The sequence below is a fragment of the Enterococcus sp. DIV0806c genome (assembly GCF_051710905.1).
Lineage (GTDB): Bacteria > Bacillota > Bacilli > Lactobacillales > Enterococcaceae > Enterococcus_B > Enterococcus_B mundtii.
In genome coordinates this window covers 1,164,606-1,180,024 of record NZ_JBIOLO010000001.1, presented here as the reverse complement: position 1 = coordinate 1,180,024, position 15,419 = coordinate 1,164,606, and the positions used below count along the sequence as shown (strand labels likewise).

Annotated in this window: 18 protein-coding genes; 1 reads left to right on the top strand and 17 read right to left on the bottom strand. The window is 34.6% G+C overall.

The genetic code is table 11. The features are described from left to right. Window positions 1-128: 128 nt before the first annotated feature. The 3 genes from IGK77_RS05590 to IGK77_RS05580 all read right to left on the bottom strand — a co-directional run bounded on the left by IGK77_RS05590 (window position 129) and on the right by IGK77_RS05580 (window position 2,413). Window positions 129-584, bottom strand: a complete 456-nt coding sequence (locus IGK77_RS05590) for a hypothetical protein (protein ID WP_010735761.1) — start codon at window positions 582-584, stop codon at window positions 129-131. Window positions 585-849: 265 nt separating this feature from the next. After that, window positions 850-2,055 (bottom strand): CCA tRNA nucleotidyltransferase, encoded by a 1,206-nt coding sequence (locus IGK77_RS05585; protein ID WP_071866376.1) that lies wholly within the window; start codon window positions 2,053-2,055, stop codon window positions 850-852. A 19-nt stretch (window positions 2,056-2,074) separates the two neighbouring features. Further along, window positions 2,075-2,413, bottom strand: coding sequence for a nucleotide pyrophosphohydrolase (locus IGK77_RS05580; RefSeq protein ID WP_010735763.1), 339 nt, complete (start codon window positions 2,411-2,413; stop codon window positions 2,075-2,077). Between the two features lie 247 nt (window positions 2,414-2,660). Between IGK77_RS05580 and IGK77_RS05575 the strand changes: the two genes are divergently transcribed. Continuing rightward, window positions 2,661-3,542, top strand: coding sequence for a YitT family protein (locus IGK77_RS05575; protein WP_071866375.1), 882 nt, complete (start codon window positions 2,661-2,663; stop codon window positions 3,540-3,542). A 275-nt stretch (window positions 3,543-3,817) separates the two neighbouring features. On the opposite strand, the gene IGK77_RS05570 is transcribed toward IGK77_RS05575, so the two are convergent. The 14 genes from IGK77_RS05570 to IGK77_RS05505 all read right to left on the bottom strand — a co-directional run bounded on the left by IGK77_RS05570 (window position 3,818) and on the right by IGK77_RS05505 (window position 15,272). Further along, complete coding sequence (locus IGK77_RS05570; protein WP_071866374.1) at window positions 3,818-4,045, bottom strand: hypothetical protein; 228 nt, start codon at window positions 4,043-4,045, stop codon at window positions 3,818-3,820. A 44-nt stretch (window positions 4,046-4,089) separates the two neighbouring features. Beyond that, window positions 4,090-4,221, bottom strand: coding sequence for a hypothetical protein (locus tag IGK77_RS05565; protein WP_256209302.1), 132 nt, complete (start codon window positions 4,219-4,221; stop codon window positions 4,090-4,092). A 210-nt stretch (window positions 4,222-4,431) separates the two neighbouring features. After that, window positions 4,432-4,779 carry an LPXTG cell wall anchor domain-containing protein gene (locus tag IGK77_RS05560; RefSeq protein ID WP_375148137.1) on the bottom strand — a complete coding sequence of 116 codons (348 nt, stop codon included), beginning with the start codon at window positions 4,777-4,779 and terminating at the stop codon, window positions 4,432-4,434. Further along, entirely contained in the window at window positions 4,760-5,455 is a 696-nt protein-coding gene (locus IGK77_RS05555) for a hypothetical protein (protein WP_071866372.1), read from the bottom strand. Before IGK77_RS05555 ends, IGK77_RS05560 begins: the two co-directional genes overlap by 20 nt. Window positions 5,456-5,524: 69 nt before the next feature. Next, window positions 5,525-6,031, bottom strand: a complete 507-nt coding sequence (locus IGK77_RS05550; protein WP_071866371.1) for a hypothetical protein — start codon at window positions 6,029-6,031, stop codon at window positions 5,525-5,527. A gap of 90 nt (window positions 6,032-6,121) precedes the next feature. Further along, complete coding sequence (locus IGK77_RS05545) at window positions 6,122-8,296, bottom strand: BspA family leucine-rich repeat surface protein (protein WP_074801164.1); 2,175 nt, start codon at window positions 8,294-8,296, stop codon at window positions 6,122-6,124. 41 nt (window positions 8,297-8,337) lie between these two features. After that, window positions 8,338-8,625 (bottom strand): hypothetical protein, encoded by a 288-nt coding sequence (locus IGK77_RS05540; protein ID WP_074801167.1) that lies wholly within the window; start codon window positions 8,623-8,625, stop codon window positions 8,338-8,340. Between the two features lie 196 nt (window positions 8,626-8,821). Then, window positions 8,822-8,971, bottom strand: coding sequence for a hypothetical protein (locus IGK77_RS05535; RefSeq protein ID WP_157811372.1), 150 nt, complete (start codon window positions 8,969-8,971; stop codon window positions 8,822-8,824). Window positions 8,972-9,147: 176 nt separating this feature from the next. Next, the gene (locus IGK77_RS05530; protein WP_071866367.1) at window positions 9,148-9,516 is read right to left on the bottom strand and encodes a DUF7006 family protein; all 369 of its coding nucleotides are present in this window, start codon (window positions 9,514-9,516) and stop codon (window positions 9,148-9,150) included. A gap of 462 nt (window positions 9,517-9,978) precedes the next feature. After that, a complete protein-coding gene (locus tag IGK77_RS05525) occupies window positions 9,979-10,689 on the bottom strand; it encodes a LytR/AlgR family response regulator transcription factor (protein ID WP_071866366.1) in 711 nt (236 codons plus the stop codon). A 13-nt stretch (window positions 10,690-10,702) separates the two neighbouring features. Next, a complete protein-coding gene (locus tag IGK77_RS05520; protein WP_071866365.1) occupies window positions 10,703-11,671 on the bottom strand; it encodes a sensor histidine kinase in 969 nt (322 codons plus the stop codon). Window positions 11,672-12,399: 728 nt separating this feature from the next. Beyond that, window positions 12,400-12,960 carry a YpiB family protein gene (locus IGK77_RS05515; RefSeq protein ID WP_071866411.1) on the bottom strand — a complete coding sequence of 187 codons (561 nt, stop codon included), beginning with the start codon at window positions 12,958-12,960 and terminating at the stop codon, window positions 12,400-12,402. Window positions 12,961-12,965: 5 nt separating this feature from the next. Beyond that, complete coding sequence (locus IGK77_RS05510; protein WP_071866363.1) at window positions 12,966-14,225, bottom strand: tetratricopeptide repeat protein; 1,260 nt, start codon at window positions 14,223-14,225, stop codon at window positions 12,966-12,968. Next, window positions 14,226-15,272: a hypothetical protein gene (locus tag IGK77_RS05505; protein WP_074801169.1), complete on the bottom strand. Its 1,047-nt coding sequence runs from the start codon at window positions 15,270-15,272 to the stop codon at window positions 14,226-14,228. It abuts the gene before it with no gap. Window positions 15,273-15,419 lie beyond the last annotated feature (147 nt).

The window sequence follows — 15,419 nt, the reverse complement described above, 5'->3', positions numbered from 1 at the left end:
CCAGAAACTCATTCTAGTCCAATCACTATAAAATATCAACTGGAATCATAAAATTAAGACAAAAGAAAAACACATGCAAAACCTATTCAAAAGTTTTGCATGTGCTATTTTTTTAACGTCATTCGATCTTATTCGAAATATTCGCCATAAACATCGTCAACACGTTGTTCTGGGTTGATCACAATGTATAAGTTCCCAGTTTTTTCACTGATTTTTGTTGATTGATATTGATTATCTAATCCCTCTGTTCCTTTGTCCAAGTAAGGGAAGTATACTAGATCAGGTGTACCATTGCGATACAAGATTTCCATACGTTCAATATCTTCATATTTCAAAGCACGATTGAACATACCCATTTCCAAACCACCTAGATTGATATCATGAGTAGCTACTGAATCTCCCTCATGGAAGATCTCGATTTTAAAACCGGCACATGGATGGATCTCGATAAATTCGCTTCCATTGATACGACCAAAACTTGTTGTGATTTGTTTGATCCAAAGGTCGCCGATGTGACGACGATTGATCGTCCATGTTTCGCCGTTACGGAAATAAAATTTTAGCGCTGTCATTTCTTTGCTCATTAAAAAAATCTCCTTTTTTGACGCATTATATTCTGTTTCATTACTAGTTTAGCATAAAACAACAAAAGCGGTCATCTCTCATGTTTGCTTTTCTGTCAGCTTTTTTGATAACAATCCTCCTATAAAAGAGAAGAGGGACATGAAAAACATGCTACAAAAAAGCCAAACGCTTCTATAGATAACTCTCATGCCCTTACTTTAGCCATGTCAGTATATGAATAGCCCGCCAATCAAACGTAATTAGTGATTGCCACGGTTTCATTGACTACCCTTGTTGCTCTTTCAGATAGGTTAATAACGCAGCTTGTTCATTCGGTACCAGTCCGTTCACTACCGCCGACTCCGCAAGTGCTAATGCTTCACTGACCCATTTACCTGGTTTTTTTTCACTCGTAGCTAATAACACCTTTCCATCAATGGACAACTCACTCATTGTCTTGATAGGAAGTGCGTGATAAATGTCTAGCACAGTTGTTGTGTCAGGAGTTTGTTGGAAGTAAATCATTAATTCCTCCACATCCAACGATGCGTCTTTTCCAAGATGATAAATCTCCAATGGTGTTAATCGTCGTTCTTGTCGCTTCGCCAATCCTTTGACCAAACGTTGGACTTCTCGAATCATTTGGTTGGAACATTTCCATGCTTTTAAGAAAGGTGCCACCTCTTGCTCTGCTCGACCGAGCTGGTTGAGCAACAATGCCCAAGCTTGACTTTCTTTTTTTAATGGAATAGATGGTAAATCGGCAAATCGTAGTAATGCCTCACCATCTTCTTTTAATTGTGGACAATAGATGTAACATTTTGTTTCAACAAATGCGACCAAGCCATGATTACGAAAATCCCCTAAAAGCATTTTGATAAATTCAACATTCATTCGTTCAATAGAAATTTTCTCCAATAAGGCATGGTTGTCTTCGATTGCCTTGGCTGTTTCTTCTTCTAATTTGAATCCTAACTGGCTCACAAAACGAAGGCCACGCATCATTCGCAAGGCATCTTCATGAAATCGTTCAAAAGGCCGGCCAACTGCTCGTAAGACGTGATTTTCTAAATCAGCCAAGCCGTCGAATAAATCGATGATTTCACCATCTTCTTTCAAAGCAAAAGCGTTGATCGTAAAATCTCTTCGCTTTAGATCCTCTTCTAGTGTACGAACAAATGAAACACTATCGGGTCGTCGATAATCTTGATAAGTCGATTCCGTACGAAATGTCGTGATCTCATATTGCTCCTCTTCATGCAAGACGAGAACCGTTCCATGTTCGATCCCAATGTCTATCGTTTTTGGAAACAATTGCTTGATTTCTTCTGGAAACGCACTAGTAGCAATATCTACATCATGAATTTTTTGTCCGAGTAACGTGTCTCGCACACTACCACCAACAAAGTACGCCTCAAATCCAGCTGCCTCGATTTTTCTTATTACTGGAATTGCTTTTTTATATTCGATCGGTAATTCACTTAGTCTCATTTTTACTCCTTCTATCCTCTCACTGTTCCTCATCTTTTCGGGCAAAACGATGATGGTCCCTTCGATTGAACTTCTCCATATTTTTTTCAAATACCGTCGTCAAATCAATTCCTAACGAGTTTGCCATGATCATCGTTACAAATAGAACATCGCCTAATTCTTCCGCCACTGAATTACTAGGTTCTGTTGCTTTTTTACTTTTTTCGCCATATGAATGATTGACCTCTCGGGCCAATTCACCTACTTCTTCGGTCAGACGTGCCATTTGCGCCAATGGCGAAAAATACCCAACTTTAAATTGTTGGATGTACGCATCGACCTCTTCTTGCATACTTTTTAGTGAACGCTCTTCTTTCATTAAGAACCCTCCAATCATCTCTTCCTAAAAAACTTTACAGCAAAACCGCAAGAAGTGCAATTGTGAAAACAAAGAATACATGCTACATTATGTTAGGTATACTTAATAAATTCTTAGCATCAAGCCAACTTGGTCTATTCTATAACTATAAAAAATGAATAACTAGTTTCCTAATCCCTAGGTTTATATCTAGGATTTACCGCTTGTTGCATAATGAATCATATCAATAGTAGAAAGTGGGGATTCGATGACATCATTGAAAACAATGAAAGAAGTTTTTTTTATTATTTTAGGAACAAGTATTTATGCTTTTGGACTAGTCTATTTGAATATCGCAAACCAGCTAGCTGAGGGTGGAGTTTCAGGTATTACCCTGATTTTGCGTGCTCTTTTTCATATCGACCCAGCTTATTCTACTTTATTGATCAATATTCCATTGATCCTACTAGGCGGAAAAATATTAGGAAAACGCGCGCTCGCGTATACTGTCTTAGGCACTGTCTCGCTTTCTGTCTTCTTATGGATTTGGCAAAGGATTCCCTTACAAATCAACTTAGAGCATGATTTACTGATCGTCTCATTACTTGCAGGACTGATTGCCGGAGTCGGCAGCGGGATCGTTTATCGTATGGGAGGTACTACAGGAGGAAGTGACATCATCGCTCGGATACTTGAAAAAAATCATGGAATCTCTATGGGACGTTCCCTTTTAGCTTTTGATGTGATAGTTTTACTTGCTTCATTAACTTATATCGATTTGAAGCGGATGATGTACACGTTAATCGCTTCCTATGTATTTAGTCGTGTCATCGATTTTATCCTTGATGGCGGCTACTCTGCCAAAGGGATTCTTGTGGTCTCAAATAAAAGTGAGGAAATTGCGCCTTTATTGATGACTGGCTTACAACGTGGTGTCACATTCTTGCACGGAGAAGGTGGTTTTTCTGGTGTCGATAAAAAAATGATCTATATGGTAGTAAGTGCCAGGGAATTAAATGAAGTAAAACGGATCATTCATGAAATTGACGAACATGCCTTTCTTTCGATTCTAAATGTCCATGAAGTAGAAGGAGAAGGCTTTACGTATCTCAAACCACAAACGAATCGGTTTAAAAAAATGATAGAATGATTTTGAATCAAGCAACCTGATACTGAAGCTTTCTACGTATATAGAATAACGTGGTTCTGTGTATTCCGCGATCAAGCAGTTGCACATTTCTACCTAGAAATATTCTCAGTTCATTCCAAAGCACTTGGGTGATTAGTTATTTTGTGCTTCCTAAAACCGAATATATAGTATTCGACAAGTTTACCTTAAAAATTATTAATTACGCAAGGTACTTAAAGCTTGTAAATTTACTCCCCAAAAAGTAAATTTACAAGCTTTTATTTATCCAGATATTCTTAGATTTGATCTCCACTTAATGACAAACAGTTCTTAGCAGAGTCTGTCTCTTTCTCTTTGTAGGAAAGTGTGATCTTATTCTCACTTTCTTTAACTGGTACTAACAGAATCTTGTCATCTTCTTTTGCTACTTTATATTCTATTTCTTCTCCACTACCATCAATTTTTCTAATTAATTTATTTCCTTTTAAGCTATATTCAAATTTGAATACCATTTCTTCTGCCATTGATTTTGCTAAATCTTTATCTATCTCTTTCCACCTACCTGTAGCTATATCAATATTAAAAGTAAACACATGATCCGAAAAAAGGCAATCAGCTTATGCCCCACTTTGTCATCCAATCCTTCCGCCATCCATTCATTCGCTTTAAGATCCTTTACTGTAATCAGTTGCTTCTTCATTTACCTTTAGATCCATTGCTGTTTCAATGTTCGTCCATCCATTAATGAATATCAAAGATGCGAGTATCCATAGACCACAGACCACAAAATAATTTTTTTATTTTTAGACAAATTTCCTAGACTTAAGTTAGTCATTTTTTCTTATAAGAAGTCATTAGATGACCGCTTGAAAAATCTTTAATCAATCGAAATTCCAACCGACACAATGCTTCATACACTGGATTTTCTTTGGTGAAAGATGAAGTGATTTTTTATTCTATAGATTATTAATGCACTGAGAATAATTCCGCCAAACACAGATAACCCCCATGAAGTTCTCGTTCCTGTTTTAGGAAGTCTTCTTTCGTAGACGACCGTTTTTTTCCTAAAGTCTTCATCGCTTAGTTTAGTCTCATCTGTATTATGACTATTTTCGATTGTTTGCCCGATTTTGCCTTCTACAGGTAGTTCAACGCTCTTGATTGATTCTGGCTGTTGGAGGCATATAATGCTTATAAAACATACCAAAACAATAATCAATATTGTCTTAAAACTAATCTTATTCAATAGGCTCTCCATCCCAGACATTAGCTCCATTAGGTGTTAGTGGCGTTAGTTTTATGGTCAGTTCATGTTCTGCAACTATACCTTCAGTGATTAAGGGAAAAATACTTCCTATTACCCCGCTAAATTGAAATGTTGTATCTTTTTTCCAACCCAATTGGTCTTCTAAAATCTCATTTTCAGTCACATTAGTTGGATTTGATCCAGCACTTAATTCCATTAGTACATTATTCACCGCCTCTAACGCTGAAGCAGAGCCTTCACTAATCAGTTGTATCTGCTCCGCACCAATACCGTAATTGGGTGTTACTAAATATAAATTTTCAAATAATGGAAAAGTGTCCTCCGTCTCTTTCTTATTGCTATATTGGATTACTTCTACTCTTACTGGTAAAGAAGAATTATTTTTAATCTTATGATCTGCAGAACTAATCTTTTCAGTTTTTGTCGCTCCAAAAAAAAGTTGTTCAGGCAGATCAACTGAAATCATTAACTCTGGCTCTATTGGAAATGTCGGTATTGGATCAGTAGGATTAATTGCCTTTTCACCAATTTTCCCCTCGACATCTATAGTTGCTTCTGAATTTTGTTCATGTGTTTTTGCTTCAACCAATGCACTATTAATTGATAAACCTCCTGCGCCTAATAGTAATCCACTAAATAATGTAATTAAAATATTCTTTTTTAACATTTTTGCTCCTCCTAAATTTATATATTTATCATAAACATTATGTTTAATCTCTATTTTTATTTGCTTAACTTATACTACTTCAATGATTGTCGCAACTGCACCCATGCTACTATTGAGTAATTTTTTATCCAGATCATAGCTCTCTATCGTAACTGTTGCTTTGTATTTTCCAGATTTCAAAGGTTCAGACAATTTAATATTCTCAATAAAACTTCCTGGCTCTATTACTCCGGACTGATATATGATTTTATTACTGTCATCCAATCTGATCACCGCTTGTTGACCGATTTGATTGTCTTTATCATTGTAAAAATACCATTTCCCTGTTTGTCCATCCGCCTCTATGCTAATCAGTGCATATGCAGTGATATTTTGTGTTTCTTGTACCACTTCATCTAGGTTTTCTATTGCTTGGTCACCCTGAACAATTTCTGGCATAGTATCTTTGGAGTATACTTCATTTGTTTTTTGTGAATAATACAATATGGTAAGTATCACTAAGCATCCTGTAAGAATGATCAGTAGGATTATCTTGCGCTTTCTTTTACTTTCATCTTTATACTTTTTGTTCTCCATTGCTTCTCTCCTCATTTGTTATATATATTTCCGTTGATTCGGTACTTTTATTCATTAAAGTTTTGAATGCTGATCCTAGACCCAATAATCTTAGCTTCCCCATATATTATTACCATCCGCTGTTAAAGGAATAAATTTTAATTTCAATTCATGGTTGACTGTCCTCAAGTCATTCTCATTAAATTGATCTTCATATATGGCACCATCAAATTGAAAATTCCAATTATTTCTCCAGCCATTTTGTATCAATTCTTCATTTTTTTCCGAGTCGATTACATTAATATTTTGTTCTGAACATAAATTAAATAATGTGGTTTCAGCAGATATATCGCCGTTTCCTTTATCAATTAACGATACATCGTTTCCTTCACTATATTCATCAATTTTTAATTTCAAAGATTGAAACAAGCTGAAAGAAAAATCTGTATCAACATATTCTGTAACAACAACTCGCAATGGTAATCTCGAATTATTAGCAATATTAAATTTATTTGAAACAATTTTTTCGCTAGTTATTGCGCCAAACGATACCTTTTCTGGAACATCTACAGAGATCATCATACTTGGATCGTAACCACTTGCGACATATGTTCCCGCCATATTATTTCCATCATAATTTGTCATTAATTCACCGTTAGAATAGACTTTCCCATTTGGTGTGTCCTCGTCCCCATCTCCAATAGCCTGCCATAAATCCTCATTTTTTCCGTTAAAAGCTGGGGGCAGCTTCCCATCCATATTGTTATTAAAACTAAAATTTTGTCCTAAAATAATCTTTCCCAATTTACTTGTCTGAAAAAACATATGAGATAAATCTGTTACATGGTTCATATCAAAGTTACTTAAATCTATACTTGTCAAACTACTCGCTCCGCTAAACATACTAGACGTATTTGTTACTTTGTTAGTATCAAAGTTACTTAAATCTACACTCGCTAAACTACTTGCTCCACTGAACATACTAGACATATTTGTTACTTTGCTAGTATCAAATCCACTTAAATCTACACTAGTCAAACTACTTGCTCTGTTAAACACGCTAGACATATCGGTTACTTGACTCGTATCAAATGTACTTAAATCTATATTTGTTAAGCTCTTAGTATTCATAAACATATGAGCCATTTTTAATACTTTAACTTTTTCATCTGCTTCATAAAACTCTACTTGCTCAAGGTGCGTCGCATGTCTAAACATGCTGTTCATGTCTATATTTTCATTGCTTAGCTTCCCAAATTTTACTGTACACAGTTGACTCTCATCTATAGTCCCGTCATTATTTTGATCTGTATACTGATCTTGAAACATACTAGACATGTTTGTCACCTTTTCAAGATTTAAATTTCTTAAATCTATATTCGTTAAATTTCGTGCATCCTTAAACATACTAGACATATTTGTTACATTTCCTGTGTCTAATTCATTGATATCTAAGTTGTCACTACTTAATCCCGTACCATAAAACATGGCAGACATCGTAGTTACGTTACTAGTATCCAAACCAGTAATATTCAATTCCTTTAAACTACTAGTTCCTAGAAGCATCGCAGACATATCAGTCACTTTACTCGTATTTAGCCCCGTTAAGTCTAGTTCTTCCAATGCACTAAGACCATAAAATGTGCTATCCATATTAGTTGGATTAACACTGCTAAGGATTAATTTATCTAATCCCGTTATTGATTTACATTTATATAAATTTCTAAATGCACCTGCCAGACTAGATCCTACCGTAATTTCAGAACTGATTTCTATACTAGTAATCTTTTCATTCCAAGAAGCCCATGGTGATTTTTCAACATCAAAATTACTAGATTCCCATTTTCCACCACTTGTCATTTTTAGTTTCCCATCGTCATAAAGTTCCCAATTAACAGTTCCAACCTGTCCTTTTGCACTTACTGCTTTTTCTTTTTGGACATCTTTTATATGTGTATATGTTTTAGTGTTGTCTGTATTATTTTTTTGCTCTTCTTGTGTACCATTAAGTCCGCTTGTTTCTGTCGTCGAACTTGTCGGAGGTCCTTCTTCTACGCTCTCAGTAGAATCTTCTACACGGATCTCCTCTTCCTCAGATGACTGCATACTTTCATCTAAAGATTCTGATGAATCCGTAGTACTTTCTTCTGAGGAATCCAATGTAGCTTGTGAATAATCTTCTTCCAGACACATTACAATCGGTGTAAAGTTAGAAAGTAAAAGATTCATGAGTACGAATCCAATAATTGCAAACTGATATGTGCTTTTTCTCTTCTTATCCATCATTCATCGGTCTCCTCTCCGAAAGTTCATCTACACATAACGTTTTAATTTGTACGTTGCCATTTATTGTAGCTTATAATCAACAAATAACTGATCACATAGACAGTGCCAAAACTTGTGATATATGTTGTCGCCAACAGCCAAATAATTTTCCACATATCAAAATAGTGGAAGAGTATTCCATGATTACTCTCATTTGATCCTTTTATCCCTAAAATTTCAGTAATCGCTAGATAATAATCGAGCTGGAAAGCAATGATATAACTTAAACAAAATGCCCCAACAAACATCAGACTCAGGAATACTATATTTTGTAATCTTTTAATTTTCATCCTTTATTACTCCCCCATTGCTCGTTTCACATTTGAAAGCTTAACACCATTTTTTATTTATTCTCTCTTACCTACACAAACAACGAAGAAGTCTTCCTAAACAAAAAAAAAGATACGCTCAGGACATCCTAAACGTATCTTCCACTTTATTCATAAAATTACTTGGTCATCCAAACAATAGCTTTTGAACAACACTTTAACCTTTATTTTTTTGTTTATAGATCATTAGCCCAACCAAGACAGCCCCTAATAAATAGATGACAGCGGCCACCATTTCTTTAGTGTTTAAGACCATTTCCTTATTTGCTGTAAAACGATCATTTTCTTGATCCCTTAATATTTCCATCTTCTGGATTTCTGCTATCGCAACCTCTTGATTATTTCTAAATAATAGAAAAGATAAAATCAGAAAGCCTACAAAGAGAAGAAACAGCACACTACAAACGATTAATAATTTTTCATGTAATACATCCTTTTTTTATTAAATAAGACATTTAAACTAAATCCATTGTTGCTACAAACTTAAAATTTCTTAACTGATGTTTCACTCATAAAAATCAGTGAGTATGGTGGCACTCCTTTTCTCTCATATCCGCATATTTCTAGATTAAAAGATACATATTCTTTTTCGATCAGATGAATGATTTCCTCATCTGTATAACCGAATCGCTCTCCATTTAACCAGATATCTGTCAATTGTATTTTTACATCTAAAGCAATTGCTTTAAAAAAAACGGATTGTAGCGTATCTTCTACTGGCAGATTCATTAATCGAATTAATTCTTCTAACTTATCCTCTGCATAGTGACATAGCGAAGGATAGAGTGCCTTATACTTATTTAAAATTTCAGTATAGTAATTTATGTAATTTTCAAATGATAGTTGATCCATATATTTGCTTCATAACGTAGAATAAAAATAATCAGTCTATTCTTGTCTGACGTTACGCTCCCCTTATTTTATATTTTTTCAAACCTATATGATTTAAGAAGTATACTTTTCTTGTATTGATATTCACCCTCTTAAACTAAAAAAAAAACTGCTTACCAAAGAAATTAAAGCTGATACTAAAACAAAAGCAGAAAAAGTTGTATAAAACACGCATACTATAAATATCACCCAGATTCTACTAATAAAATTTGTCATCTTCTTCCCTCCCTTTACTAGTACTAGTTCCTCAAGTTTAACAGACGTGATCTATCTTTAACTTCTTATAATTTATTATTTTAAGATAGATATTTCCCATAATGAAAGTTATTTCCTAAAGCATAAAAAATAGAAACCAAATCAACAAAAACAAGCACTTAGGAATTCCTAAGTGCTTGACTAAGTGATTGATACGTTATTATTCTTTTACAATTTATTTATTGCTCTGGAAGAAACTAAACAGATTTCCCCGTTTTTCATGATAAGCTCCCGATTGGTTTTATCAATTTCTGTAATATTATTTTTATTAACAAGAAAAGAACGGTGACAACGATAAAAGGCATCTACTTGCTTTTCAATGTCATTTAGACTTCCGTAAAACTCAATTTGCCGATTTTGCGCGTGCATGATCACTCGATGTTTATTGCCTGACGTTTCAAAAAACATGATATTATCCAATTCTTCTGTGATAATGCGATTGTTCAGTTCAATTTTAAACGTCAAAGTTTCATTGACCAATTTTTGGTACGAGTGGACATAATCGATATTCTCAACGATTTGCTTTCTCATTTCCTTAAACTCACCTTTATTGATGAAATCTAATGCTTCTAATTTGTGTTTGAACGTATACTGCATCAATTCAACATGGGTAGTGACGAATACGATAAACGAATCCTTGTCTTTTTCTCTGATTTTTGAAGCCATTTGTAAGCCATTGATTGTCGTATTCAAATCAATATCAATAAAGTATAGGCCACTGGGCTGATGTTTTTCTACATAGGCTAAAATCTCCTGAGGGTTGTCTGTTGCTAAGGAAATCCTCATATCATATCCTTCAGCATTTATATAGTCATGGATGAAATTTGTTAATTTTCTTCTCTGATCTTTTTCATCTTCACATATAAAAATTTCTATCATAGGTTGCTCCTCTTTAGTAGTTAATCGAAATTTCTTGAAAGAAAAAATGTTTTTCATCGTCCACATACGTATTAAGACTCACATTCTCACAATCAGAGAAGATTTCTCTAAGATTACTTAATCCTAACCCTCGATTTTCTCCTTTTGTAGAAAAGCCTTGTTTAAAGATCAAATGTATAGGGGGAGTCTCTCGATACGTATTTTTAACGAGAATAAAATGCTCATTCTTTTTTTCCACAAAAGATAGATCCAATTGAGGTTCCTCGGATTCTTTCGCTGCTTCCATGGCATTATCCAAGATAATTCCAAGTGCACGACTTAATTTCAGTGTATCCATATGAAAATTTTCAACTGGATCAACTATATCAACGATCAAACGAATCTCTGATTTTTGTGCTTGCAATAGTTTTGTTGCTAAAATAGCTTTGATTTCTGGGATTCTTATATAAGTCAAACGTCCTAGTTGTGCATCATTTTTTTCGATTTTTTCTCCCAATGGTCTGATTTTATCAGAAAAGTAGACTTGCAATCCTTTTACATCTTCTTGTTCTAAATATCCAGACATTGTTGTCATGATATTGAGATAATCATGGCGTATCTTTCGAATTTCATCATTTTGTTTTTCCAACTCTTTCATGTATATACTGAGTTGCTGGTTTTGTTTTCGTTCATTCTCGATTTTCAAGTTATTGAAAATCACTCTAAAAAGGATGAACACAACGAGTAATAGAACGATGCTAAAAATTGTAAATAAGATGATGTTTCCTCTAATCCTGTCATCATTTAAAAAATCATCAATTTTTATGAAATAAATGTTTATTGAAAATATGATTTCCCCAAGTAACGGAAATAATATAAATAGGATTCCATACTTTCCATCTAATAAATCATCGATCGAATATCTTCTCATAAATAATCTAGTGATGAAGGAACCAATGATGACAATTGCTGCTGATAGGAAATTTTCGATTACTGTAACCATTATTATTTGTGAAGATTCCTGAATGCTATTTATATCATATATTTGCCATAACAATAATTCTGCAAGGAAGATCGAACTCGTTTGTAAAACCATTGGAATAGAGCAGATAAAAATACTTTTGATTATTTTTTTTGTCTTATAATAGCTGATCAGAAAGAATAAAATGAACAGTATTATACTCAACCCATTAATTTTCGGGAAAGTTATTTTCACAAAAAATAATGGAATAAAGCTAACAGTCATCAAGCTAGTTAACTTCCAACCTAATCTACCTTCACTTAAAATGTATATCCCTATAACTAAAGGGAGAGTTTCAATAACCCAAAATAAAAAAGATAAAAAATCCATGATTATTACTCCTATAATCATTATAGCGCTTACTTACAGCTGATATTATTCAACTAGGAAGTATGCTTTTTAAAGCAATTATTCGTGAATGAACAATCGAGGAACGCAATTTCAAATAAAATACTTTCATTTCAAACGATTTGGTTTTCTCAAAATGCTTGAGCTGCTTAAAAAATCCTCAATAATCCTCAATATAAAACCTCTCTACATTATACATTACATTTATTGATGAAGCGATGTCTTAAAAAATAACCTTCCTACGAGAAGTCCATAACGCCATATTCAAACTTCATTTTAGCTTCATTAAATTATATAAAAGCAGTGGATAAAGTATTCAAAGAATACCTTACCCACTACTATCATTTATTTTTCTAATAAACTCAGCTCTTACTCTTCTGTGGCGCTTGAAGGATCATGCGGTTCACTTCATCTGATAGTTCAAGAAACGCATCTTTATCGCCTTCTTCTAATGCCTGATCGATCTGTTGGTAAAGCATGCTTAGTTTTGCTGCTTGCTCTTTTTCTTGGAAATAATGCTCGATTAATTCTGTTGATTCTTCACTGATTGCATCTTCCCATGAGGCTAACGGATTATCTTCGATGATTGCTAAATATTCTTTCGTTTGCCACGCATTTTCAAAAAGGCATTCGACATAAAGTGGATTTTTCCAGTTCAGACGGATTTCATGGAAGATCTGATCAGTATCAGTAAATTCCTTTCCATCTAAAAATAGCTTCATCGGCTCACCTTCATATGAAAGATCGGTGATCTGTAAACCACGTCTTGTTAAGTTTGCACCTTCAACAAAACGCACATTGTGTAAGATTGCTTCATGATTTGCCAGATAGTTCAAAATCCAAAATACTTCTCTGCGACTGAAAGAGACATGGTTAACCATCCAAGTTAAGAAATTCTTCTTTTCTTTAACATCAATCAACATATTCATCACCTCTCTGTTAAATCATCTAATAGCGACAAGACCTCCATATCCCCCGGTTCATAAGTTAAATATTGTTCCAATAATTCTCGTGTTTTTGCTAATTGACCCTCTTCACGTAAGAATAAAGCATATTCTTTCAAGAAATCTGGTTCATGATCTAATTCATGGGCTGCTTGTTCATAATGGACTGCTGCTACCGCAAAATCTTCTAATTGATTATAGGCATGAGCGAGGTTCCATTCTGCATATGGATTAGCAACTTCTTCCATTTGGTTGACTGTTTGAACAACGTCTTCATAACGTTCTTGATCCAAGTAAAGATTACTCAACGTCAATAACGTTTCATCTTGTTTGTCACCGACGGTCAATGCATCAAGTAGTAACTTCTCTGCTTTTTCTTTGTCATGTAGACGAAAGGCATTTTCCGAAGCTAAGTGATAAAGTTCTACTTGGAATGGGTTCTCTTTGATACCATCTTCTAAGACTTGTTGTGCTTCTTCGATCATCTCTTCTTCTTGAAGGGCCTGACCTAGATAAAGGTATAAAGATTGATACTGTGGATTCAATTCCCGTAATTCTTGCAAATAATTGATAGCTTTTTCGTTCTCATGTAATTGTAGATTCGTGAACGCTAATTGGAACAGACGATCATCTGTCCGCTCTTCGGCTAAAGCAGCTTCCAGTGGTGGGATTGCTGCTTCAAAATCCCCTTGCATACTCAACGATTGTCCTAAGCGTTCTTGCATGGAAATACTAGAAATTTCTTCTATACCATTCGCTAACAACATTTCGTAAAGTGCGGAAGCTTCATTAAAGCGGTCAACTGAAAAATACAATTCAGCTAATGCAAATTGAATCAATGGTTCTTCAGGTAATAATGTTGCGGCTTCTTTCAATTTTGCTTCACTTACTTCAGGAATACCGATTACTTGATACAAGTCGGCGATTGCTAATAATGCTTGCGGATAGTATTCACTATCTTGCTGGATTTTTTCTAAATAGTCAAATGCCTGATCGATCTCATTGTCTTCGATCGCAATTTCTGCCAACGGAATATTCCATTCATCATTTTCAGGCGATACAGTTAGCAGATGCTCAAAAATTGCCTTTGCTTCTTCTAAAAAACCGATGGCTAATAATTCTTCTCCTAATTCCTGTAACACATCAGCCGGATCTTCTTGGAGCGCTTTTGCCAAGTATTCATTTGCTTCTGTCAAATTTTCGTCTGCTAATGCTTGTAGCATTTTTTCACTATTTGTCATTATCTAAATCCCTCTAATCTCTTGAACGATCCTTTCATAGGACGCCATTGTTTTCAATAGTTCTTGTTCGTTTGGCAATTGATATCCATCTATTATACCAATTTTTTCCAAAACGAGAATTTTTTTGCTCTTTTCCGCTAAAACCAGCACATTTTCTAGATAATCCATTTTTGATATCTCTTCAGGCCAAGTAATCGGATAACCTAGATGTTGCAGCCAGATAAAAAAATTCTTCAATTGGAAAGAAAGCGACTTGATTTCTGAATTCCAGATAAGTTGCATCAAGATACCTAAAAATTTTTTCATACTGGCGGAAAGCAAATGACTATTTTCAGTCAGATAAAAAGCTTGCTCAAATAGTTTACCATAATTTGTCACTTGTTCAGCGTCTTCTTGATAAAAATAAATGATTTCTTCTAGCATACCAGCAAAAGGACGATTGAATAATTTTTCGCGATTCGGATAATTTTTGTAAAGATTTTGAAGAAACGGATGATCACAGACTAACCCGCAACAGATAAAAATCAAAAAATCGATTTGTTTCCCTTCGATTTGCTTTTCACTGATCGTCCGATCATAAATGATTCGTTCTGGAAGGTTCGTCGTTTGAAGAGCCGATTCGTTAGGCCCGTGTAATATCTCGCATTGAGGATTCAGTGCCCGTGCCATGGAGCGGATCGAGACGGGGATCAACCAAAGTGTAGTCTGAAGATACGTATGTTTTTGAAAGAAGCCCGCCAACTCCATAATTCCCTCATTGCCAAAACCTATTACTAAAAGCGGTCGATTTTCGGGATAGCGTCTCGCATAGGATAAGAGACTATGCAATTCAGACAATTGATTACACTGCGTATTGCCACAAATATACCAATCAATCGCTAACTTGTTCGTGAATGACTGTGTCATTTTCTCAGCGTATAGATCATAATAACGTTGGTTCGTCAAAAAAAGAATCGCTTGATCAATCGATTCTTTTTTCAACTGACTGACAAATGTTTCCCCATAAAAGATTGTTGTTTCTTCTTGTTGGTAGCGATAGGATAACTCCATGTTGCCCTCCCCTTTTCTTTTATTTTACCATTAGTAAGTAAATTAAAAAAAGAATAAGAAAAACTAGTATATGGACCCATGCCTTTTTTTGATCGACTCTATTCTTTTATTTGATATGTAAAGAGTTCCATTCGGTTGCTGAACTAT

Coding starts and splice junctions, on each gene's coding strand:
- IGK77_RS05590 (WP_010735761.1), bottom strand. CDS start 584: ATGAGCAAAGAAATGACAGCGCTAAAATTTTATTTCCGTAACGGCGAA.
- IGK77_RS05585 (WP_071866376.1), bottom strand. CDS start 2,055: ATGAGACTAAGTGAATTACCGATCGAATATAAAAAAGCAATTCCAGTA.
- IGK77_RS05580 (WP_010735763.1), bottom strand. CDS start 2,413: ATGAAAGAAGAGCGTTCACTAAAAAGTATGCAAGAAGAGGTCGATGCG.
- IGK77_RS05575 (WP_071866375.1), top strand. CDS start 2,661: ATGACATCATTGAAAACAATGAAAGAAGTTTTTTTTATTATTTTAGGA.
- IGK77_RS05570 (WP_071866374.1), bottom strand. CDS start 4,045: ATGGCAGAAGAAATGGTATTCAAATTTGAATATAGCTTAAAAGGAAAT.
- IGK77_RS05565 (WP_256209302.1), bottom strand. CDS start 4,221: ATGAAGAAGCAACTGATTACAGTAAAGGATCTTAAAGCGAATGAATGG.
- IGK77_RS05560 (WP_375148137.1), bottom strand. CDS start 4,779: ATGGAGAGCCTATTGAATAAGATTAGTTTTAAGACAATATTGATTATT.
- IGK77_RS05555 (WP_071866372.1), bottom strand. CDS start 5,455: ATGTTAAAAAAGAATATTTTAATTACATTATTTAGTGGATTACTATTA.
- IGK77_RS05550 (WP_071866371.1), bottom strand. CDS start 6,031: ATGGAGAACAAAAAGTATAAAGATGAAAGTAAAAGAAAGCGCAAGATA.
- IGK77_RS05545 (WP_074801164.1), bottom strand. CDS start 8,296: ATGATGGATAAGAAGAGAAAAAGCACATATCAGTTTGCAATTATTGGA.
- IGK77_RS05540 (WP_074801167.1), bottom strand. CDS start 8,625: ATGAAAATTAAAAGATTACAAAATATAGTATTCCTGAGTCTGATGTTT.
- IGK77_RS05535 (WP_157811372.1), bottom strand. CDS start 8,971: ATGGAAATATTAAGGGATCAAGAAAATGATCGTTTTACAGCAAATAAG.
- IGK77_RS05530 (WP_071866367.1), bottom strand. CDS start 9,516: ATGGATCAACTATCATTTGAAAATTACATAAATTACTATACTGAAATT.
- IGK77_RS05525 (WP_071866366.1), bottom strand. CDS start 10,689: ATGATAGAAATTTTTATATGTGAAGATGAAAAAGATCAGAGAAGAAAA.
- IGK77_RS05520 (WP_071866365.1), bottom strand. CDS start 11,671: ATGGTTACAGTAATCGAAAATTTCCTATCAGCAGCAATTGTCATCATT.
- IGK77_RS05515 (WP_071866411.1), bottom strand. CDS start 12,960: ATGTTGATTGATGTTAAAGAAAAGAAGAATTTCTTAACTTGGATGGTT.
- IGK77_RS05505 (WP_074801169.1), bottom strand. CDS start 15,272: ATGGAGTTATCCTATCGCTACCAACAAGAAGAAACAACAATCTTTTAT.